Here is a 23,256-nt window from a genome sequence, read left to right on the forward strand (position 1 = left end):
TTCGGTTGGAACAACTTAGAACAAGCAACCACGAAGATCGCGGCTGTACACAGGTAAGGACGCTCACTATTCACAAGGTGTCACGAACTGGGTTCACCAGCACCGAACACCTGCGGGAGAGATGAAGAATGTACGAACGATTTACTGATCGCGCCCGCAAGGTCATGCAATTGGCCAACCAGGAGGCTCAGCGCTTCAACCATGAATACATCGGCACCGAGCACATTCTGCTCGGCCTGGTGAAAGAAGGTAGCGGCGTCGCGGCAAACGTTTTGAAGAACCTCGACGTCGATTTGCGGAAGATCCGCCTCGAAGTCGAAAAGCTCGTTCAATCGGGACCCGAAATGGTCACCATGGGCAAGCTGCCGCAAACTCCGCGGGCCAAGAAGGTCATCGAGTACTCGATGGAAGAGGCTCGCAACCTGAACCACAACTACGTCGGCACCGAACACATACTGCTCGGCCTGCTGCGTGAACAAGAAGGCGTCGCCGCTCAGGTTCTGATGAACCTCGGCCTCAAGCTCGAAGAAGTTCGCGAAGAAGTTCTCAACCTCCTGGGCCATGGCCTGGAAGGTGAAGGGAGCAGCGAACGTGGCGGCCGCGAAGGCGTGGGCGCTGGCGGTGGTGGCGGCGGCAGCGGCGAACAAGCCAGCTCGGGCCGCAGCAGCAAAAGCAAAACGCCCGCTTTGGACAGCTTTGGTCGCGATCTCACGGAACTGGCTCGCCAAGGCAAGCTCGATCCGGTGATCGGCCGCGAACGCGAAATCGAACGGGCCACGCAGATCCTCTGCCGTCGTAACAAGAACAACCCGGTTCTGCTCGGCGAAGCAGGCGTCGGCAAGACGGCCATCGTCGAAGGCTTTGCTCAGCGCGTCGTCGCTGGCAACGTTCCCGAGATCCTGGCCGAAAAGCGGATCGTGGTGCTCGACCTGGCCATGATGGTCGCCGGCACCAAGTATCGCGGTCAATTCGAAGAACGCATTAAAGCGGTGATGAACGAAGTTCGTCGCGCTCGCAACACGATTCTCTTCATCGACGAGCTTCACACCCTCGTTGGCGCTGGTGGCGCTGAAGGTGCGATCGATGCAGCGAATGTGCTCAAGCCGGCCCTGGCCCGCGGTGAGATCCAGTGCATCGGCGCTACGACGCTCGATGAATATCGCAAGTACATCGAAAAGGATTCGGCCCTCGCTCGCCGGTTCCAAGAGGTCATCGTCGAACCGACCGGCAAGGCCGAAACGATCGCGATCCTCAAGGGTCTGCGCGAGAAGTACGAAGAACATCACCGCGTGCAAATCACCGACGACGCTGTCGAAGCGGCCGTCGAGTACAGCGAGCGGTATATCACGGCTCGTTGCTTGCCCGATAAGGCGATCGACGTCATCGACGAAGCCGGCGCTCGCGTCCGTCTCCGCAGCATGACTCGGCCGCCAGATCTCAAGGAGATCGACGACGAAGTCGAATCGCTCGGCAAGCAAAAGGAAGAAGCCGTCGCCAATCAAGACTTCGAGCGGGCGGCTGCTCTCCGCGATCAAGCCGACAAGCTGAAGAAGAAGAAGGACAACATCACCAAGGAATGGCGCGAGAAGGCTCGCGACAACGAAGGTGTGGTCGACGAAGAAGTGATTGCCGAAGTCGTCAGCAAGATGACCGGCATTCCGCTCACGCGGATGACGACCGAAGACAGCCTCCGTCTGATGAAGATGGAAGAAGATCTCCACAAGAAGATCATCAGCCAGGAACAAGCGGTGAAGGCGGTCGCCAAGGCCGTTCGCCGCAGCCGCAGCGGTTTGAAAGATCCGAAGCGTCCGGCTGGTTGCTTCCTGTTCGCTGGTCCGACGGGCGTCGGCAAGACCTTGCTCGCCAAGGCTCTCGCTGAATTCATGTTCGGCGATAGCGAAGCGCTCATCCAAATCGACATGAGCGAATACATGGAGAAGCACAACGTCAGCCGGCTCATCGGTGCTCCGCCGGGCTACGTCGGTTACGAAGAAGGTGGCCAGCTCACGGAAAAGATCCGTCGCCGCCCGTACGCTGTCGTGCTGCTCGACGAAATCGAAAAGGCTCACCCCGACGTGTTCAACACGTTGCTGCAGGTGATGGAAGAAGGTCGCTTGACCGACAGCTTCGGCCGTCGCGTCGACTTCCGCAACGTGATCTTGATCATGACCACCAATGCCGGTGCGTCGGCCATCAAGAACGAATCGACCTTCGGCTTCGTCGGCAATCCTGATCAGGATGCGTCGTACGAAGGGATGAAGGACCGCGTGGTGGATCAGATCGAACGGATGTTCCGTCCGGAATTCCTCAACCGTCTCGACGACATCATCGTCTTCCGCCACCTCCGCACGGAGGATCTGAAGCAGGTGATCGACCTCGAACTCTCGAAGGTTCGCGAACGCCTCGGCGAACGCGGCTTGAAGCTCGAGCTGACCGATGATGCGAAGGAATTCATCATCATGAAGAGCAACAAGGGTGGCGGCGACGACGACAACCCGTATGGTGCCCGTCCGCTCCGCCGCGAAGTCGAACGCCTGATCGAAGACCCGCTGTCGGAAGAACTCCTCAAGGGCGAGTTCCAAGGCAAGGACACGATCATCGTCTCGGCCATCCGCGACGACGAAAACAAACTCCGCCGCCTCGACTTCAAGGGGATCGTCTCCGAGAAGAAGGAAGAAGTGCCGGCCGAGACGAAGTAACTCGTTCGTTGTCGCTTCAGCGACGTCTCACTCCCTCGCCTCGTGTACTCACGGGGAGAGGGCCGGGGTGAGGGGCCGAAGCGGCAAAAAAAACTCGACGATCAAGCAAACGCCCGCGAGCCATCGCGGGCGTTGTCATTTTGCAACGTAGATTTGCCTGCCTGCCAATCTGCCTTTGCGAGATTCCCGCCATGACCGCTGTTCTTCCCGCCCGTCGCCATCAAGGCAGCGTCAGTCTTGGTTTCATTCTGTTCGCGACTGTGCTGGTAGCGGTGCCGCTGAGTATTGTTTGCAATTGGCGGAACCAGGTGATTCAGGAGCATTACGCGGGAGTGCGGCTGCGTCAACTCGGCGCAATCGCGGATAGTGGCGCGGCAGCGGAATACAAGAGGAACTTCGCGCTGCCGAAGGAATGTCGCTGGCCGATCGAGAGTGTTTGCATGCAGCGTTGGGGGAGCGGCTATCTCCCCACGACCGATGAAACGGTGCAGCTGCTGTTGAAGCTGCCGAACCTGAAATCGCTCTGCTTAGGTTGCGAGCGCAAGCCCGCTCCTTCGCCAGCCGTGCCCGGTGTCTCGTCGAGAAATCCAGGCGTCAGTTTCGCTCCGTTTTCGCGACTGGCCCAACTGGAAAACCTGACGCTGGAACAACTGGAGGCAACCGATGAGGATGTGCTCTGCTTTCTAACGCAGCGGCACTTGAAAGAATTAGACCTCAGAGGGCAGCCCATTACCGATGCGAGCTTGGCTCTCGCGGAGCGAAATCCGACCCTGGTCAACCTTGGTCTGAATGACACCGCCATCACCGACGAAGGCTTGCAGAGACTCGCTGGGCTAAAGAATTTAGGGATCCTCAAGCTACGGAAAACTCGCATCACCTCGGCCGGGCTGCGGCATCTGCGGGGACTGAAACACTTGGTTTATCTGGATCTGGAAGGAACAGCGATTGACGACGACGCTGTTCCTCATCTCGACGAACTCCGTTCGCTGAAGTCGCTGAATCTGAAGAGTACAGGCATCACTCGGATGGGAGTGAATACGTTGATCCAGCATTGTGAGCGGGTTGACTACGACTACTAACGACAAAACGGGACGTGCGCTTGCCGATCGTGCCGGGGTGAGGGGCCGAAGCGGCAAAAAACTCGACTATCCATCAAACGCCCGCGAGCCATCGCGGGCGTTTTCATGCGCAGCCGCGACCTACACTTGCACGTCAGTCCTTGCGCCTCGATGTGCTCCAGCCAATGACGATCCTCGCCCCACTGAACGCTGCAAAGTGGCTCCAGCCGCGTTTCACTCTGCGCGCGTTGCTGTTGCTCATCTTCGTTCTGTCCCTTGGCATGGCCTGGTACGCCAATTGGCGCGCGGGAAAGATTCGCGAGCACGCCATCGAACGGCGGCTCATTGAACTGGGCGGCGATACGCGGGAGTCATACCGGTACGACTACTACGTGCAAAAACACGGCCCGTGGGAGCCCGCGTGGCTGTTGGCCACATTGCCTGAGAATTGTCGCTCGCCAGTTCTTTCGTACTCGTCGGCAACCTGGAGCGAGAACAACAAACGCATCGAATCGCCGCTCAATGACGAGGTCTGCGGACTCATCGTGCAACTGCCGAATTTGCTTCGGCTCGAGCTAGGGCCTGGGTCCGACCACGATTTCACAAAGTTGCGCGCCTTGCCGCAATTGGATCGTTTGACGCTTTGCGAGGCCACCGATGCCGACTTATCGCCATTCCTCAATCAGCGTCGGCTGACAGAGCTTAATCTTTGGAAGCAACCGATGACGGACTTAGGGTTGTTGCTCGTCTCGCAAAATTCAGATTTGCGAGCCCTCGAGCTGGACGATACGGGCATCAGCGACGATGGCTTGCGACACTTGGCGTCCCTCAGAAAACTCGAAGTCCTGAGCCTGAGTGGAACGCAGATTACCTCGGTAGGAATGAAGCATCTGATGCCGCTGCAAAGACTCGAAATCCTCGACCTGGAACAAACGCTCGTCGACGATTCCGCCGTGCCGCATCTCAAAAAACTGAAGGCGATTCGGAGCATCCGTATTGGGCAGACTCGGTGCTCCTCACAAGGTAAAGAAGAACTTTACCAATGGGTCAGTAGGATCTACGAGGAACGAATGCGTTCTCCAAATGGCTATTGATAGCGCGAGTTCACCCATTGTCGACTTTCGCTCCGCGAAAGTTCATTGCGGCGAAGCCCGCAATGCACCACGCGGAGCGTGATGACCACACTGATCAGCGGTGATCCACTGTTCGTTCTGCAGCCGAGTTCGCTGCCGGGCGCGACGACAATCTGGATGCCTCTGGCCGCTGGCGCGGCACCGATTGCTGAAGCAATCGGTGGTATCCAGGCGAACAGCAACTCACCAATGCATCACCCAGCCGCCATCCACATTCAGCGTTTGCCCTGTGATGTTTTGTGCCTGCGCTGAAGCCAGGAATACTGCGTACGCGGCGACGTCTTCGGGCGTTTGCCAGCGTTTGAGTGGGATGACGGTGCTCACCTTTTCGCCGGCCCAGCTTTCGTAGGTTCGCTTGGCGGCTTCGGGTCGCTGGTCGTTCCAGGCTTGCCACACGCTGCGGTTGAGGGGCGTTTGGATCATGCCCGGGCAGATCGTGTTGACGCGGACGTTGTGCGGGGCCAGGTCCTTGGCCGCGGCGATGGCGAAGTTGATGAGGGCCGCTTTGGCAGCGGAGTAGGGCGGATCGGTCTGCGAGCCGATCTGACCGGCGACGGACGAAATGAAGAGGAACGAGCCGCGGCCGCGCTCCGCAAGGCCCGGCGCGAACGCGTGGGCCGTGTTGACCGCGCCCAATAGATTCACACGCAGCACGCGGTCCCAGTCGCTCGGGTCGAGCTTCCAAAACGGAAAGCCGAACTTGCCGGAGCCCAGACCGGCCGCGTAAATGACGTGATCGATCGGGCCGAAGCTTTCCGCGGCGGCGGCAGCCGTTGTTTTGACGAGTTCGTAATCGGTGATGTCGACCGCTTGGCCGGTCAGAGAGAGTTCGGCAGCGATCGCCGGAGTGTTGGGATTGCGATCCCAGATAAGTACCCGGCAACCTTCCTTGGCGAAGGCTTTGGCAATGGCGAGGCCGATGCCGCTCGCGCCGCCGACGACCAGGGCGCGTTGTCCAGTTAGTTGCAGGTCCATGAGTTCTTTCTAGTTCCCGCGCTTGCACGCCGGGCTTCTTATTGGCTGATTTTCACCTCCTTCAGTTTGGCTTTTCCTTGCCAGACTGCAACCTCGGCAGTCACTTGTTTACCGGCGCGGACGGCATCGTCGATGGCGCGGCCACGGCCTTCTTGCACGAAGTAGGCTTCGATGCCGCACTCGACTCGGCCGTAATTCAGCGTCCCTTGCAAGTAAGTGCCGCCGCTCGGCCGCTGCGTGGTGACTTCCTTCGTCGTCCACAGGTCGCCATCGGACTTCTCAAGCACGATGAACACCTCGCGGCCTGCATCGCGCCAATAATCGTCGCTCTTATCGAGACCGACGATCTTCCGTCGATCGAGATTGGTGAAGTCATAACCGAGGATCGAGTAGTCGCCGCGGAACATATCGCGCGGATCGACAGGAATGACCTTCAAACGAACTGTTTCGCCCAGCCGATACGGCAAGCTGTCGATCGCAATCATGCCGCCGAGCAGGCTGATCTGGCCGAAGGCGACGAGGCCGATGAGAACCAGTTTGCTAACCATGAAGCACCTGCTTGCGGCGATGCCAGAACCAGGCAAAGCCGCCGATGAGAAGACCACACGTTGCAAAGAGAGCAGCCGCACCGAGCATGCCGCCCACGATGCCGAACAGATCGGCGTAACGTGCAAACATCCAGATCATGAAATAGACAATCCCCGCCACAAACGGCTGGCCGCGATCGTCGCGCAGACCAACCCACATCAGCCAAATAGCGAGCCCGATCATCGCGGCGTTCGCTACGAGCAGTGCCAGCACGATCCCAACGTCGCCCGTCACGGCAGGCAACAACGCGAGCACCATGATGACTCCCGCCAGCGCCAGCGGAAACCATTGCCGTTGCCGAATATCGACAACGAGATCGGCCTGGTCTTTTTTGCCTTGCTCGAGCAATCGAAAGCGCACGAACTCAGCTGCAGCCAAAACCAGGCCGGTGCTCGCCGCGATCACGAGCGTCATCAGCAGCACGTGCGACGATTTGTACCAATCATTGAACCACGTGAAGCTGAGGGGCAAGAGCGCGCCGCCGTACAGAATCACGCCGAGCACGCGATAAGGAATCGACAGCGGACTGCGCGGCGGATGACTTTCGCCGAGGATCAGCAGCATCGATCCCACGGCAGCGATGAAAAACGCCGAGGTTTCTTCCCAGCGCCAGGCGACCGGTTGGAGCGAAATCCAAAAGACAATCAGCGATAAATAAATGCCGAGTCGCGCAAACGACTTACCGCGATAGGCCAGCCAAATGCCGGGCGCTGCCATGATCGGCGCGAGGAGCACGATGTTCGGTGCTGCCGGAATTCGCCAGCCGAAAATAACGGCGCCGAGATGCCGAAAGCCGATGATCTCGGTCGAGAACCATGTTCCGAGCAAAAATGCAAACAGCACATGCAGCGGCAACGTATCGAGAATGATCGCCAGCGGTAGCACACCGACGGCCCACCAAAAATATCCGTCGGGATAATGCGCGCTCATGTGAAAGATCTGCGCGATCAACCAGATCGCAGCGCCATACAAAAGCGCCGCAAAAAAGAAGACGACTTCGGCCACGCGCGGAAAGCCGATCTGCCAGGCAAAGGCCCCGGTTGCGTACGTCAAAATCAGCGAACCAAAAATGACCGCCAACTTCCCTGCTGGCGGAATTTCCTGCCAATTAAAACTGACTAGCAAGAGCACAGCCGCGGCCATCAGCAGCGCGGCGAGACCACCGAGCGAATACAAAAAGACGTTTTGTGAGTTCTGCCGCGCGGTTTGTTCGGACTCATATTGAGCGAGAATCGCGCGGACCTGATCGCCGCTCAGCAGATCCTGTTGTTGCCACAGGGCCAGTTCTTTTTGCAGCCACGCGCGGATTTCGACCGACAGGGGACGACGTTCGGGCATTGAGACTGCTCCCGGCAGTGGAGTTCTTATTCAAAAATCATCCCTCGGACGCTAAGATGCGTGCAAAGATAGTACCAATTGGGTGGGCAGCTGTGGTGCAGAGGAGCTAGACGATGAATGTCATCAAGAAAATTGCGATAGCCGTGGCCACGATTTTGGTTCTGCTGGTGGTCATCGGCTTCTTCCTGCCGAGCAAGGTGCATGTCGAGCGAAGCGTGAATATCGCGGCGCCGCCGGAGCAGATCTATGTTTACGCCGGCACTCCCAAACGTTGGCCGGAGTGGGTGGCCTGGAAGCCGACGAAGTGGGAATTTCCGGGAGCGGAAACGGGAGTAGGCGCTGAGTCGAAGTGGGACGATTCGACGGGTGGCGGCCATCTGAAAATGACCAAAGCTGATCCGCAAAAGGGAGTCGAATACGATCTCGCATTCGCCGGAGCCCCGCCGGTTCCCGGTTGGATTCGCTTCTCGCCGGAAGGTGCGACGACCAAAGTCGTCTGGGCCTTCGACGCCGAGTCGAGTATGAACCCGCTCAATCGCTACTTCTGCTACTTCGCGCTTGATAGCCTGGTCGGCGCTGATTTTGAGAAGGGCCTCGCCAATTTGAAAAAGAAGGTGGAAGCGGAGTCGCTCCCTGCCGAAGCACAGCCGGAAAAACCTGCTGCCGAAAATCCGCCGCCAACAAATCTGCCCGAGAGCGAGACACCACCGGCCAAGAGCGAATAGCGCGGTCTGTCCGCCTTCCGTAGGACGGACCATTGGTCCGTCTAAGAGCAGCGAGTGCAGCAAATTGGGCTTAGTACCCGCATCGGGACGGACCAATGGTCCATCCTACGCAAAACGCCAAAGCTTTCGAAATCCATGACAGCCTGACCGCCAACGAATAGGATGGAGGGGATGACCTCTCCCGATTCAAAACGATCTGCGTCGCTGCTCGCTGACATCTCGCTGTCGCGGCGCGCGTTCATCGCTGCTGCCGGTGGCACGGCGGCAGTTGGGCTGAGCGGATGCGTTGCCACCGGGCCGACACAAGGCGAGCTCGATACGGTGTGGGGAGTCGCGGGCTCCGGTGAAGGAAAGTTCAATCATCCGCGCTCGATCACGATCGACGATGAAGATCAGCTGTACATTGTCGACAAGACGCCGCGGATTCAGGTCTTCACGACCAACGGCAAGTTGATTCGTTCATGGCAGACGCCCGATTTTCAGTACGGCAAACCATGCGGTTTGTCCTTCGATCTCGATGGCAACTTGCTCGTTGCCGATACGCATTACTATCGGATTCTCACGTACGAAAAGAGCGGCCGGCTGCTGAATGAGAAAACGATCGGCGGCGAGCGCGGTTTCGTGCCGGGGAAGTTTCACTTCGTCACGGACTGTCAGCAGAACAAGCAGGGCGATTTTTATATTGCGGAGTACGGCGAGTTCGATCGCATTCACAAGTACTCGCCCGACCGCAAGTTTGTGCTGCAGTGGGGTGGCCACGGCAGCGAGCTGGGACAATTCTTGCGGCCACAAAAGATGGAGTTCGATCGCGCGGGGCTGCTGTGGGTGACCGACGCCTGCAACCATCGCATGCAGGTCTTCGATGTTTCGGGCACCGAGCCGAAGCTCGCGAAGACCTGGGGCGAGTATGGCCAAGACCCAGGCCAGCTCGGCTATCCCTACGACCTGCATCTCGATGAAGCCGGCGGCGTGGTTTATCTCTGCGAGTTCGGCAATCATCGCGTGCAAAAATTCACGCTCGACGGCAAGTACCTCGGCGGCTGGGGCCGCAACGGCCGCCAGCCTGGCGAACTCGATCAGCCGTGGGGCATCACCCGCGATTCACTCGGGCGGATGTACGTGATCGATACCTACAACCACCGCGTGCAGCGGTTCTGGTTGTAGGCCGATCTTTCTACGACCGCCAGCGCTACGGCGCGCGCTTCGTCACGGTCACGCTCTGAATCAGATACTTGTTGAACTGATTGCCGTCACTTTCCAGGTTGAAATTGAAGCCCCAGTAGTTCACGAACTGTGGGTCGTCGATTTTCCAAGTGATGGTGTGCCACTTCTTGTTGTCCGGCACCGTGTACCAACCACCAGCCGTTTTGAAACCGTTGGTCGATTCATAAACCAGCTTGAAACCGCTGTTGTCATTGGCCTGGTTGCGGCGGACGACGGCGGTGATTTCGATCGGGGCGTTTGTGTAGCTGAAGAAGTTCGGATCGACGGTAAACATGTTGCCGCCGGGAACATTTCCCGCGCGAGCACTGCCGCCGTAAGCGATGACCGCGGCAGCGACATCAGCGCCGGCCAACGTGTGCAAACCTTTCTCGACGGTTGTTTCGCCGAACTCGATCGAGACCGATTTTGCATTCGAATAATCGCCGCCCCAGTCGAACGGCTTGGGCTTGTTGGTCTTGGCTTGGGTGATGAGTGACTCGGGCGGATCGAGCACGATGACGGGAGAAGGAGTTAGTTCGATGCTCCGCGCGGCAAAGACATTGGCGGTGATCGGATTGACGATCTTCACTTCCTTCCCGAAGTCGACGACCGGCGGTTTGCCCGGGCGTGACCAAGTGGCGAGAATCGTCGACTCGGCCCCTTGAAGCGCAAAGCCGTAGTGCTGATCGTTCAGTAGAACCCAGCCGAGATACTGCGGCCGATTGCCGAAGTGCTTGATCATTTGCTCCATCGCGGTGTACGAAGGTCGGTGCGTGCCCTTGGCATCGATCAGACCCATCGGGCCGCTATCGCCGTCGCGACCTTCGAACCATTGAATGCACGACACGCCCTGCGCGATGCCCATCGTGTAAGCCTTGACCAGCGCGCGGGCCTGGTGATCATTTCCCTTGCTCGCATCGGAACCGAGTTCGGTAAAGATGATCGGCACGTTGACCTTGTTCGGATTCTGCGCGGCGAGCATCCGCCGCACCGTCGGCACGATGCCCATGTAAACCGCATCGGCGCCGCTGTTATTGGCCACGCCGTTCAGCACTTCGTAGGGATGCAGCACGATGTAATCAAAATGGTCTTTCGCGCCGGCTTTGATGACCTGCTCCAGATAATTCACATGCGCGCTCTTCGCCGAGAGTCCGATTTGATAGTTCGGATCGACGGCCTTCGCGGCATCGTGCGCGGCGACAACGAGCTTCGCATAGTCGGCGGGCGTTTGATCCTTGCCCGTGCCGTTTGGCGGCTCGTTCCAAATCTCCAGGTGCTTCGCTTTTCCCTGCGCTCGCTTGGCGACTTGCGTAACGTAGTTCGACCACCCCTGCAGATTATTCACCGGCAACGTGCCGGGCTTATCGAGCTTGTTCCAGCGCGCGTTGCCGTGCAGCAGCAAACCAAACTCGAACTTTTGATCGGCTAGATATTTCAGCTGCTTGTCGAACTCTTCCCACTGCCATTTTCCCTCTTCGATTTCCAGATCATTCCAAGCCGCGTGCGGCGTGCGAAAAACGCGCAGCCCAATCGCCGACATCTCCGGCACCCAACTAGCGTTGTCGCCCGCATTGCGGTTGCGCACGTGGCAACCGCCGATGCCGAAGGGACTCGAGAACATACCATCGCCGGCCCACCCGCCATTTTTATTCGCGGGTGCATCATCGCCGGCGACCGTGGCCAGCAAACCCAAACAACCGACGAAGCCGATCACAATGGCAGGAAATGCCCGACGGGAAACGCCGCGGGAAAGATAATTGCCGAAACTCATAGCTGCTCGCTCGCTCAAGATGCGTGGAAATGCCTGGACCGAATTCTAACCAATGTCGATTGCTGCTGTGGGAATCGCGGCAACGATTGGCATTCTGGCAGCCCAACGCGTGAGCGAGGATTTGGGCGCAGCGACATTCGATCTGGCAATGTGCGGCAGCACCATAGAAGCGGTTTCGACTTGGAAACCGCAGGCAGAGAGTCAGCGAATGCTCTGCGTAAAAAGACTCAGCCCGACTAAGGCTTGGCTGCGGCCGGCAACGCGGTGATCAATTCGCAGTTCAGCGTACTGGCGGTTTTGCCATCGGCTCGCAGCACGTGCAAGGTCGCCTTGCTCGTCTTGGTCAAACCGAGCACGGGCAACGTGCAGGTCACCATGTTGTTCTTCCATTCGGTGATCGTGGCCGGCAGGGCGATTTCGCCGATTTGCAAAACCACTTGGCCTTCCTTATCCGACAGATCCTTGCCGTTCAGGGTCACGGTCGCTCCGACCGGAATCTGCGGCAGGGCCACTTCCTTGGGGACAACGACTTCGGCCGGCGGGGCTTCGGCGGCAGCAGCGTCGGCGGCGAGAGCTTCGAGAGCCTTCTTGGCTTCGAGCGACAAACCGGTCGACTGCACGACGGCGGCTTCGGTTTCGTTCTCGACTTCCGGTGTGACTGCGTTGCCGGTCAGGTTGAAGACCAAGTGACTCGGCGAGTTGGCGTTGCGATTGCCAGCCACCGTCGCCGGCGCTGGAGTTTGTGCGGGAGCTGTCGCCTTGCTCGTTGGGGTGCTCTGAGGGGCGGCAGCGTTGTTCACCACGTTGCCGGTGGCCGGCGTGGCTGGTTTGTTCGGGGCTGCGACCGGCGGCTTGGCGTTGCTCGTGGCACCGCCGATTTGAACGATGGGAGCAGCTACTGCCGGCTTTGGTGCTGGCGCGGGAACCGGCGCAGGGGCAGGTGCGGTATTGCCGGCGACACCGTTATTTCCGTTGCGATTTCCAGGTCCGTTGCCCTGTTGCCTGCCGCGGGGAGCGATGCCCCCGCCGAGGCGAATGCCGCCGCCACCGCCGCCGATCCGCACGCCGACACCGTGGGCGTCGACCGAAGCTGTTGTTCCTACGGTACTTAAGGCCACCGCGATGGCCGTCGCGAGCTTAATTTTGCGAAACATAGGATCGACTTTCGGGCGGGAATGGGAAAACAGCTGCCTTCGTAAGCGTAAAGCAGCCAGTAATGTTACGTCTAATCGCTCCAATTGGCCAGTATTTTCCGGAACTTGCGCCAGGGCGAGAACTACAGCGATTTCAAATATTCCACCAAGTCCTCGATCTCTTCCTTCGTCAGCGGCCGTTCGCCCGCGACTTTTTCCGGCGAGTGCACGCCCTTCAGAACTTCCGGCAGCGAGCTTGCCCGGCCGTCGTGGAAGAGTTGAGTCTTTTGATAAACGTTGCGGAGCGTCGGCGTGTTGAAACCGCGGTAAGCGTCCTTCTTCGACTCGAGGCCCACTTCGTGAACTTCGCCGTCAGTGAACATCGGGCCCTTGTGGCACTCGATGCAGTTGGCCGTTTTGCTGTTGAAGAGAATTCGACCTCGTTCTTGGGCGGCGGTTAGCTTGCCGTCCTTGGCGAGGAACGGATTCGGCGCCGGCTTCAACTCACGCAGGTACGCGAGCACCGCTTGCACATCGTGATCGTTGGGCTGCGGCCCGTGCATTGTGTCGACGAGGCTCTTGCGCATCGCAGCCGAGAGATCCATCTGCCAGCCGTGCCACGTCCACGGCCCGGTGTCGGCGAGATGGTACAGTGGCAGCACTGTCTTGCTGGTGAACGGCGTGCCGTCGTTGAGCGTGTCCATCTGCACGGTATTCGTGCCGCCCTCGAAGTGGCAGGTCGCGCAGCTGTACCACTGATCGAGACTTCTTCGGGCATCGTGAAAGATCACTTCGCCTTCGCGGGCCAGCGAAGGTTCGCTGGGCGAGCCGAGCGCGATCTCGCGTTTCAGCTCGCGCGCTTTCAAATCGACAATCTGCACGCTGTTTTTGAAGTAGTTGGCGACATACACCGTTTGATCGTCTTTGCCGATCTTGATTCCCTGCGGCCGACCGCCGAGCTCGATGCGAAAGAAGCGGTCCTTGTCGCGCAGCACTTCATCGGGCACATGGTCATCGCTGCCGACGGCTTTCAAGGGGAGATCGTTCGCGCGATAGACCAGCAGCTCATGCGTGCCGCCGGCAGCGACAATCATTCGCTGTTCGTCATTCGTCAACGCAAAGCCATACGGATCGGCAATGGCTTGGCCGCGCGGATCGAGGGCCATCGCTTCGCGGCGCGAGTTCGCATCGAGTCGCACCCGACCAACGCGGCTGGCCAGCACCCAGCCCTGGCGAATGTTGGCGATGTTCAACGGAAAACCGCGGTAGGTCATCCATGTGGTGTAAACATGTTCTTGATCGCGGCCGATCTGCATCTGGCCGATGTTCAGCCCCATGAAGGTCTCATGGAATTTCTGCTTGCCTGTCGCGAGATCGATCACGCTGATGCCCCGATCGCCGCTCGCGCCGACGGCCAGTGTCTGACAATCGGACGACAGCGCAAGATGCCGCGGCCAACGCCCGACGGCGATCTTTTGCACGACGTCATTCGTCCGCAGATCAACTACGGCCACTTCCGCCGTCGCCGTCAGCGACACATACGCCGTGTTGCCGTCCTTACTCACCACCACACTGTGCGGCAGATAGCCAAGCTCGATCGAGCGAACGAGCTTCAACTGTTCGCCGTCGATTTTCACTCGCTGCAACTGCCCTGCGTGATGGCAGGCGATCAGCAGTTCCTTGGCATCGGGCAGCAGCGCAATGCCCGTGGGATGATCGCCGACCGGCAGTTCGTGCAGCACCTTGCCATCGCTCACGCGCACGAGCGAAACGCTGTCAGCCGATTGGTTGATCGTCGCCAGCCACGATTCATCGGGCCCGAGCACGAGATCGACCGGGCTCCGATCAACTTCGGCGGCGTCGCACAGCAGGGCTGCGCTGCCCAGCAAACAAGCCAGCGCGGCGAAGCGAGCAAACAGCATGGCAGACCTCGGCTGGTGGGAGTCGTAAGGCGAGAGCTGTTATTTTGGAGGATGGGTGACGCGAACGCCACCGTGCATCCCTTAACGAACCTGCGAGGTCAAGCTCGGAGACTCTTTGCGCTCTGCCGAATTCGGCCAGGTCAGCGTTTGCTTGCCGCCGTTGTGCTGCACGGTGATTTCAAAACCGGCCCACATTTCGGGAGCATGCGGAGCTAGCGAAAGACCATCCGCCGTTGCTTGCAGTCCGAGCATTTTTTCCAGAATCACCCGATACAGCCAGGACGCGGAACCGGTGTACCACGTCCAACCGCCGCGGCCCTGATGTGGCGCGGCGCCATAAACATCGGCAGCGAGAACGTAAGGCTCGACCTGATAGCGAGCCACCTTGTCCGGCGAATCGGCGTGCAGAATCGGATTGATCAAATCGAGCAACGACAAGGCCTGATCGGCTTCGCCCAGCTCGGCGAGAGCTTGAATCATCCACGTCGCAGCGTGCGTGTATTGCCCACCGTTTTCGCGGATGCCGGGAAGATAACCCTTGATGTAACCCGGATCCATCGCCCCCTTATCAAACGGCGGCTCAAACAGCAGCACCAAACCGTGCTGCCGATCGACAAGTCGTTTGACGGCCGATTGCATGCCTTTCCGAGCACGCTCAGGATCACCACCGGCGAACACAGCCCACGTTTGCGCGAGCGAATCGATCTGACACTCATCGTTCTGTTTCGAACCGAGCGGCGAGCCATCGTCGAAGTAGGCCCGGCGATACCACTCGCCGTCCCAGCAATGCAATTCAAGCGCGCGACGGAGCTCGCGCATCGTGGCTTCGTATTCGGTAGCCTTGGTCACGTCGCCGCGCTCGCGCATCAGCGGCAGGAACTCATCCATCACCACGAGCAGGAACCAGCCGACCCACACACTTTCGCCCTTGCCTCCTTCGCCGACCTTGTTCATGCCGTCGTTCCAGTCGCCGCAGCCCATCAGCGGCAAACCGTGCGCGCCAAACTGCAAACCGCGATCAATGGTCCGCAAGCAATGTTCATACAGCGATGCCGATTCGTTTGAGACCTTCGGCTGTTCGTACCGCTCGTGCTCGTGCGGTTGTAGCGGCGGTGAATCGAGGAACGTTACCGTCTCGGCCAGCACTTGGTCATCGCCGGTCACGCGCACGTAGTGACCGACCGCGAGCGGCAGCCACAGCAGATCGTCAGAGAATCGGGTGCGCGTTCCCTTGCCATGCGGCGGATGCCACCAGTGTTGTACGTCCCCCGCGCGATACTGCCGGGCGGCGGCGCGGAGCAAATGCTCGCGCATCAAATCGGGCCGACTGTAGACTACGGCCATCGAGTCCTGCAGCTGATCGCGAAAACCGTAAGCGCCACCCGATTGATAGAAAGCCGAGCGAGCCCACATGCGACAGCAAAGGACCTGATACAGCAGCCATTGATTCATCAATAAATCGAGCGAGCGATTCGGCGTCTTCACTTGCACGGCAGTAAGAATCTTCTGCCACTGCTCGATGTTTTGTCGAACCGCCGTCGCAGCCGACTCGGGCGAGTTGAACTTCGCCAGAATCCGCCGCGCATCGGCTTCGTCATCGCCGCTGCCGAGCAGGAAAGTGATTTCGACGGTCTGCCGCGGCGCGAGTTGCAACGCCGATTGCACAACGGCACAGGGATCGAGCACAGTTCCCGTGCGGCGATCGAGTTCATCGGCATTCAAGCCAGCCGGCGCGGCCCACGAACCATGTCGACCGAGGAACCCCGCGCGATCGGCTGTGTAGCCGCTCGAACTGCCGAGAACTTTGAGAAACGCGACCTGATTGGGATAGTCGGGATGAAACGGATTGCGGCAGAGAACGGCCTGCGTGCCCGCATCGAAATCGGTCCGCAAATGCAAGTGCGTCTGCTCGCGCACGACGCCGAGAACCCATTCGGCAAAGTAGCTGACGCGCAGCGAACGCGGCTTGCTCGAATTGTTGGTCAGCTTCACGCGGACGATCTTCACCGGCTCGGTTTGATCGATGCTTAGCGTCGTCTCTTGCTGCAAGCCGTCGTTGGCTTGCGTGAATCGCGCGTAGCCAGCACCGTAATGAGCCCACGTCGTCGCCGACGGGCTCGAAATCATTGGCGTCCAAATCTGGCCTGTAGTTTCGTCCTGCACATACAAAACTTCGGCGGGACAATCCTCAACCGGATCGTTCGACCAGGTCGTCAGTTTGTTCTCGCGACTATTGGCAAACCACGAATAACCGCCCCCTGCTTCCGTAATCAAAAAGCCGAGCTTCTCGTTCGCAACGACGTGCGACCAGGGCATCGGCGGACGTTCGTCGCCACGAACACAAATGCGATATTCCTTGCCGTCTTCGGCAAAGCCACCCACGCCGTTCCAGAATTCCAGCGACTGAGTTTTCGCAGCATCAACGGGTGGGGCCGGTCGGATAATAATCGCGCCGTTGTTGTCTCGCGCGTAAGTCGCCGTTTCGGCAGCCAACTGATTGGCGGCATCGAGCTGTTGCGACAGCGAGCCATGTTCGCCGCGGAGCACGCACGCAGCTGCGGTTTCGAACAGTTGCTGTTCTTCCGCAGGCAAGTGCGCTCCGCGGAGCAAGAAGACACTTGGCTTGTCCGCCGTCGAATTTAGCTCCTGCATCAGCGCGACCATCTGATCCTGCAGCGCGTCGATATAGCTGCCCGGATAGTCATTGATGATCACCAGATCGGCGCGGAAACCGCGCTCGCGCCAGAATCGCTGGGCAAGGGCCAAATCGCGTACTAGATCGATGTGCTCCGGCTCGGTGACGTGTGCGAGCAAAATCGGCAAGTCGCCCGAGATGCCATGCCGCCAGAGCCCACTTTGCCCCAGGCGATTCTGCGCGATGATTTCGACATCGCCGCGCAGGCTCGGATGCGGATAGAGCAGGAACGACGCCAGCCGTTGATATTGATGCACCTGACCGGGGTTCAAATGCTGATGTCGCAGTTCCACTTGCGAATAGGCCCACGCCAATTCGAAGACACGCTGCACATGACGCAGCTCGTGATACTGATCGGCCAGCACCATCGCTTCTTCACGCGAGGCAGCCACCGCCGTCGAAAAGGCCACGACGATCGATTCACCCGGTGGAATCTCGACCGTGCAGCGGAGCGACATAATCGGATCGAGCACCGCGCCCGATGTTCCTGTGAGACGCTGCGAAACGGCCTGCGGATTTTGCGTCGATCGCCCGCGTCCTAAAAACGCGGCCCGGCTGCTTTCAAAAGAGATGTTGCTCGCGCCGGTCGCTGGCGTGGCGAGCACATGCACCGCGTATTGCGCGGGCTGTTGCATGTCGCGTGGCCGACGGCGCGCGAGGAGCGCCGTCTCTTCGGCGATGTATTCCGTTTCGACAAACAGCTTCTGAAAGGCCGCGTGCGACAGATCGGCAGCAGCCGGCGCGAGAACCACTTCGGCGTAACTGGTGACTTCGATTCGCCGCGCCCGGTGCGAATGATTCGTGATCCGCAGTTGCCGCACTTCGGCTTTATTCTCGGGCGAGACCGCCACTTCAAGTTGCGTCTCGATTTCGCCCTGACGGCGGTGAAAATCGACTTTATCGATCGCAAAAATCACTTCGTAGTGATCGGGCGCGACGCGCGTCGGTTGATAGGTCGGGGACCAGACGAGATCTTCGTCCAGCTCGCGCAGGTAGATAAACTGCCCCCAGTGATCGCGGGCCCGATCGCTTCGCCAGCGCGTAACATCGAGCCCTTCGGCCCGGCTAAAGCCACCGCCGCAACTCGACAACAGCACGCTGTACTTGCCGTTCGAAAGCAAGTGCGTGCGCGGCAGCGGACTCTCGACACCCATCACGCGACGACTGACCAATTGCTGTTCTTCGCCGACGATTGGTTTCTTATCGACTTCGTCGGCGTGGGCCTCGAACGGTGTCATCACCGTCGGCACGCGTTCTTGCAGCAGCAGTTCTGCCGCCCGCGCCATCGGATGCGCATTGAACCGCCGTTGAATACAACCGCTGTTCAGCAGATTGCCGAGCGCGAGCATTCCCATCCCCTGATGGTGCGCCATGAAACAGCGCACCACGATCCGCTGCTTGCCGAAGGGAACTCGCTCGGGAGTGTAGTCGAGCGCGTCGTAAAAACCCCACTCGCCATACGCGCCGGCATCGGCCAGGTGCTGCAGATTTTCTGCCGCCGCCGCCGGATCGACGATCAGCGCCATCAGTGTCGAGTAAGGCGAGATCACGAGGTCCTTGGCGAGACCTCGTTTCAAGCCGAGGCCCGGCACGCCGAAGGAGCGATAGTGGTAATCGGAGTTGACCGCGAGCGCCCCGAACGCCGATTCGGAGATGCCCCACGGCACGTTGTTTTGTCGGCCGTATTCTTGCTGACGAAGCACGGCGGTGCGGCAACTTTGCGTGAGGAGCGAACCCTCGAACTGCCGCTGAAAAAGTGGCGGCATGAGATATTCGAACATCGTGCCGCCCCACGAAAGGAGCGCGAACTGCCCGGCAGAAATCGTCGCATGCCGGCCGAGATGAAACCAATGATTGGCCGGCACATCACCCTTGGCAATGGCCAGATAACTGGCCAGTCGAGCCTCAGAACAAAGCATGTCGTAGTGCGAACGATCGAGCCGGCCATCTTCGATATTGAAGCCGATCGAAAACAACCGCCGCGCCGGGTTGTAAAGAAACTTGAAGTCCATATCGAGCGCGAGGCGTTCGACCAGAGTCGACAGCGTCGTTAGTCGCTGCTGCAAATCTTTCGCGGCCTGCGCGCCTAGCTGCAGCTTCTCGCGCAGCTGGTTTAGGCGAACGCCGTTGCTCGCATCTCCGTTGGCTTTTTCCAGCTGTTGCAATTGGGATTCGACTGCCTGCGGAAGCGCGGCGATTTCCGCCAGGCTACGCGTGCCGTGCAGTTTCTCGCTGATGCTTTGCCAATCCTTGCGCTGCGCCACTTCCGCGAGTTGCGACTGCCAGGGAAAGAGCGTTTCGACATCCTGGCAGATGCCTTGCAGCCGAGCGCGAACCAGGCTGGCCTTGCGAATCAGCAACTGCGCCGCGTCGTTGGTGGCGTGTCGCGCGGGCGCTTCCGGTTGGTTCTTCAGGAAATGTTCGAGGAGCAGGATCGCTTGCTGCCAGCTGTTGCCATCGTTTAGCGCTGCAGGAAGTGCGGCCTGCAAACTTTCGGCCGCCGCTTGCAGCTGCTGCGACCATTGCCGCAGATCGTTCGGCGCGTCGGCGGGGAGCGCGGTGCAAGCGTGAATCAGCAGCTCAAGAGAATCGACGATTCCCTGGCGATGCTCCGCTTGAAGAATTGGTGCGCGGTGTAGTTCATCGATCCCCGCGTGCAATGTCAGCAAGCAAGCCGCGAGGTTGCCGCTGTCGACGGTCGAAACATACCGCGGCGGCAACGGCTGGAGCGTCTCGGTGTCATACCAGTTGAAAAAATGCCCGTTCAGTTTTTCGAGTCGCTGCAGATTTTGCAGGTTGTTCTCCCAGACCGTGGTCACCGCGTGCAGGCCCGTCAAACCGAAATCGCGGGCGATCAGCGCCGAGAGCAGATACAGCCCTTCGTTCGTCGGTGACAAACGATGCGCGACCTTTTCCTCGGGCTCTTCTTGCACATTATCGACCGGCAACCAATGATCGCCGGGGCCGACGAAGGCTTCGAAGAACGCCCACGTATCAGAAGCGATCTCGCGCAGCCAAGCGTGCTGCTGCGGCGTGCATTCCGAGCGTTCGACCCGGAGCGGTTGACTCAAATACCAGAGAATCCCTGGAGCGGCACACCATAAAACAAGGAGCGGAGCGGCGGCGAGCTTCGCAGGCCACGGCAACAGAATGGCGAGGAGAATCGCGAGGATCGGCAACCAGGCGAGATTCCACAACAGCGTCCAACGACTGGCAGCCACACGCGATTCCACGGCAGCGGCGGTTTCCCACTCGAGCAAATGGCGACGCGTGATCAACATTCGCACGAGCGTTCGGCTGATCGCATCGACCATCGACCAAGCCTTGTGTGGCAGTGAGGCGAGCGCGAGCCCGCATTGCACGAGCGTTTTCAGCAGATCAGGCGTGATCGCCCGCAAGTGCTCACTGGCAGCCGTTTTTGCGGGCCAATTGCGCACGGCAAAGGCGGCTTGCGACAACAGCGGAAACAACATGATGACGCAAGCGATGAGCGTCCACGCCCAAGCCGCTTGCGGCGCGAGGAACCAGCCGAGCAACAGCGCGGCGAAGAGCGCGATCGGCATCGCACTGCGGCGGAGATTATCAAATACTTTCCAGCGTGAAAGAAGCGACAACGGATTCCGCTTCCAGCCGGCAGCATACGGAACATAGGGCAACAGCCAGGGGAGCAACTGCCAGTCGCCGCGGACCCAGCGATGGGCCCGCTTGGCTTCGGCGTCGTAGCGAGCCGGATAACCGTCGTAGACCTCGATGTTGCTCACGAGGCCGACACGCGTGTGACAGCCTTCGATCAGATCGTGACTGAGAATTGCATTTTCAGGAAAGGCATCGCCGAGCGCACGCTCGAAGGCTTGCAGGTCGTAGATGCCCTTGCCGGTGAAGCTTCCTTCGCCGAATAAGTCTTGATAGGTATCGGAAGCCGCCGTGGTGTAAGGATCGACTCCGGGGCTGCCAGCGAAGATCCGCGCGAACCACGATCTCCCCGCGCCGGCGAGATGCACATTCACCCGCGGCTGCAAAATGGTATAGCCAGCCGTGACCGTCGCGTGATCGGCAGCAAACTTCGGGCGATTGAGCGGATGGGCGAGCGTGCCGACGAGCTTGCGGGCCGAATCGTGTGGCAGTTGCGTATCGGAATCGAGCGTGATGACAAATGGCGTGTAAGCGGGATCATGAAACCGCGCGAGCGCGGCGAGATCGCCTTCTTGCACGACGTACGATGTCTCGGCTTCGCCATGCAGCAGCCGACCGAACTCCATCAGCTTGCCGCGCTTCCGTTCCCACCCCATCCAAGTCCCCTCGGCGGGGTTCCACTTGCGCCGGCGATGAAACAAATAGAACGGCGCACGGCCAGAAGCTTGATATCGGTGATTGAGTGTGCGAATGCCTTGCGCGGCGCGCTCGACGAGCGCGGCATCTCCCGGCAGAACCTCTTCGGCTGCATCGGCAAAATCCGTGAGCAAGGCAAACGTGAAAGCTTCATCGCCGTTTGATAGATAATGACTCTCAAGGCGACTTAGCAGCGAATCGACTTCCCCGTTGCTCGTCAGCATCGAGGGCACGACGACGATCGTCGGATAGTTTTGCGGCACGCCGGCTTTGAAATCGAACCGCGGCAAGATTCGCGGCGGGACGAGATTGGTGATCAGTAGGTTCGACGCGCTTTGCGCGAGTTCGCTGGCGGGAAGTATCCACAGCAACGTCAGCAGCGTGAGAATTCCCACCGGAACGCCCAGCGACCAACCGATACTGGCGATGGACACGACGCCGAGGAGCGTGAGCAGGCCGAGGATGCCGAAGTAGGTGATGTTGGGATGGCGGAGCATCGCATAACGCAAGTTGCGATGCAGTGGCGCGCGATGGCCGATCTGCACTTCCAGCTGTCGACGGCCCGCATCGACCAGCCAGTAACCAACATGGCCGCGGCGAGCAACGTCGTCATTCGCGACTCGCGCAGCCAGCGCACAATCGATGGCGATTTCGGCAATCTCAACATCCGAGCGCTTGGTGCGCTTAGCCAGTTCCTCGACCACATGGCGATATTGATCGCGGCTGTTGAAGTGCATCTGCGGATAGACGCCGGCCGGATCTTGCCGCAGTACTTGCTCGGCTTGGTTGTTGTCCTCAAAGAACGAACTCCAGTCGAGCGCCGCAATCAGCCGCATGCTGGTGATGACGTTGCCGATCGAAACCTGGTTGGCTGCCTGGCGCTGGTGTTCCTGCCGAACCAGATCGGTCGGATTCCAACCGCGAGCCGCAATCTGGCGCTCGAGAATGCCCGCCGCACTGCGGTGACTGGCGCCCAGATCAGGAATCTGCTCGAGCAGCTGAATGATTGTCGGAAAGCAGTGCGGTTCCGATTCTTCGGCAATCTCGAATGGCTTGTCCGCTTCCCAGCCGTCGAGCATGCTCCGCGCAGATTGATGACAGCGATACGAAAGGAGCAACTGATCACACAGCCGTCGCAGGTTTTCCACCAGCACCAGCCGCAACATGATCGGCACGGCCCAGACTTCGCCGATCGTGAGGGTCGCGACCGATTGAAACTGCTTGAGGCAGCGTGCGACGAGCGCGTCATCGAGTGAGCTATCGGTGTGAATCACCAGCTCGCGCGCCAGCTCATACACGCGCGGATGCCCCGACTTGGTCTTCGGCAATTCCTGATAGTAACCGCGCGGTAAGTCGTCGCGAATTTCGCGTAGCTGCTCCTCGACGACGTAATAATTGTCGAGCAGCCATTCTGCCTCGGCGGGCACAGCATCGCCGCGAGACGCGGCGTCGATCATCGCGGCATGCGTGGTCGCGATGTGCGTCGCATTCAGCTCAAAGCGCCGCGCGAAGTCACGGCTCGGCAGAGTTTCATCCGTCGCGAGCTCAATGCGCGCAGCAACATCCCGAAAATGCAATTCGAGGTGCTCACTGCTGAAAGCTTCGCCGCGCAGTGGATGTAAAAGAGAATTCCCAGGCGCAGCAGGATTGGCAGGCTGCTCCGGGCAGGTGGGTGCGGTCGACATTG

The 23,256-nt window shown here is 59.5% G+C and carries 12 protein-coding genes; 5 read left to right on the plus strand and 7 right to left on the minus strand.

Annotated features, from left to right (window positions below; genetic code table 11):
* The first annotated feature begins 128 nt into the window (after positions 1 to 128).
* From M9Q49_RS29935 to M9Q49_RS29945, 3 genes are all read left to right on the plus strand, one after another.
* Entirely contained in the window at positions 129 to 2,699 is a 2,571-nt protein-coding gene (locus M9Q49_RS29935) for an ATP-dependent Clp protease ATP-binding subunit (protein ID WP_254512975.1), read from the plus strand.
* Positions 2,700 to 2,890: 191 nt separating this feature from the next.
* Positions 2,891 to 3,778 (plus strand): leucine-rich repeat domain-containing protein, encoded by an 888-nt coding sequence (locus M9Q49_RS29940; protein WP_254512976.1) that lies wholly within the window; start codon positions 2,891 to 2,893, stop codon positions 3,776 to 3,778.
* A 164-nt stretch (positions 3,779 to 3,942) separates the two neighbouring features.
* The gene (locus M9Q49_RS29945) at positions 3,943 to 4,851 is read left to right on the plus strand and encodes a hypothetical protein (protein WP_254512977.1); all 909 of its coding nucleotides are present in this window, start codon (positions 3,943 to 3,945) and stop codon (positions 4,849 to 4,851) included.
* 222 nt (positions 4,852 to 5,073) lie between these two features.
* Here M9Q49_RS29945 and M9Q49_RS29950 read toward each other — a convergent pair whose 3' ends face one another.
* Genes M9Q49_RS29950 through M9Q49_RS29960 form a run of 3 tightly spaced genes read right to left on the minus strand, consistent with a single transcriptional unit; the run spans position 5,074 to position 7,791 of the window.
* Positions 5,074 to 5,865 (minus strand): SDR family NAD(P)-dependent oxidoreductase, encoded by a 792-nt coding sequence (locus tag M9Q49_RS29950; RefSeq protein ID WP_254512978.1) that lies wholly within the window; start codon positions 5,863 to 5,865, stop codon positions 5,074 to 5,076.
* 38 nt (positions 5,866 to 5,903) lie between these two features.
* Complete coding sequence (locus M9Q49_RS29955; protein ID WP_254512979.1) at positions 5,904 to 6,413, minus strand: GDYXXLXY domain-containing protein; 510 nt, start codon at positions 6,411 to 6,413, stop codon at positions 5,904 to 5,906.
* Positions 6,406 to 7,791, minus strand: coding sequence for a DUF2157 domain-containing protein (locus tag M9Q49_RS29960; protein ID WP_254512980.1), 1,386 nt, complete (start codon positions 7,789 to 7,791; stop codon positions 6,406 to 6,408). The genes M9Q49_RS29955 and M9Q49_RS29960 overlap by 8 nt, the downstream gene beginning before the upstream one ends.
* Before the next feature lie 113 nt (positions 7,792 to 7,904).
* Between M9Q49_RS29960 and M9Q49_RS29965 the strand changes: the two genes are divergently transcribed.
* Positions 7,905 to 8,516, plus strand: a complete 612-nt coding sequence (locus tag M9Q49_RS29965) for an SRPBCC family protein (RefSeq protein ID WP_254512981.1) — start codon at positions 7,905 to 7,907, stop codon at positions 8,514 to 8,516.
* A 171-nt stretch (positions 8,517 to 8,687) separates the two neighbouring features.
* Positions 8,688 to 9,680 (plus strand): hypothetical protein, encoded by a 993-nt coding sequence (locus tag M9Q49_RS29970; RefSeq protein ID WP_254512982.1) that lies wholly within the window; start codon positions 8,688 to 8,690, stop codon positions 9,678 to 9,680.
* A 25-nt stretch (positions 9,681 to 9,705) separates the two neighbouring features.
* Here M9Q49_RS29970 and M9Q49_RS29975 read toward each other — a convergent pair whose 3' ends face one another.
* From M9Q49_RS29975 to M9Q49_RS29990, 4 genes are all read right to left on the minus strand, one after another.
* A complete protein-coding gene (locus M9Q49_RS29975; protein WP_254512983.1) occupies positions 9,706 to 11,490 on the minus strand; it encodes a hypothetical protein in 1,785 nt (594 codons plus the stop codon).
* 236 nt (positions 11,491 to 11,726) lie between these two features.
* The gene (locus tag M9Q49_RS29980; RefSeq protein WP_254512984.1) at positions 11,727 to 12,644 is read right to left on the minus strand and encodes a hypothetical protein; all 918 of its coding nucleotides are present in this window, start codon (positions 12,642 to 12,644) and stop codon (positions 11,727 to 11,729) included.
* Positions 12,645 to 12,766: 122 nt separating this feature from the next.
* Positions 12,767 to 14,545, minus strand: coding sequence for a cytochrome c peroxidase (locus M9Q49_RS29985; protein ID WP_254512985.1), 1,779 nt, complete (start codon positions 14,543 to 14,545; stop codon positions 12,767 to 12,769).
* A gap of 81 nt (positions 14,546 to 14,626) precedes the next feature.
* The gene (locus M9Q49_RS29990) at positions 14,627 to 23,254 is read right to left on the minus strand and encodes a GH36-type glycosyl hydrolase domain-containing protein (protein WP_254512986.1); all 8,628 of its coding nucleotides are present in this window, start codon (positions 23,252 to 23,254) and stop codon (positions 14,627 to 14,629) included.
* Positions 23,255 to 23,256: the final 2 nt, after the last annotated feature.

Source organism: Anatilimnocola floriformis, from assembly GCF_024256385.1.
Taxonomy (GTDB): domain Bacteria; phylum Planctomycetota; class Planctomycetia; order Pirellulales; family Pirellulaceae; genus Anatilimnocola; species Anatilimnocola floriformis.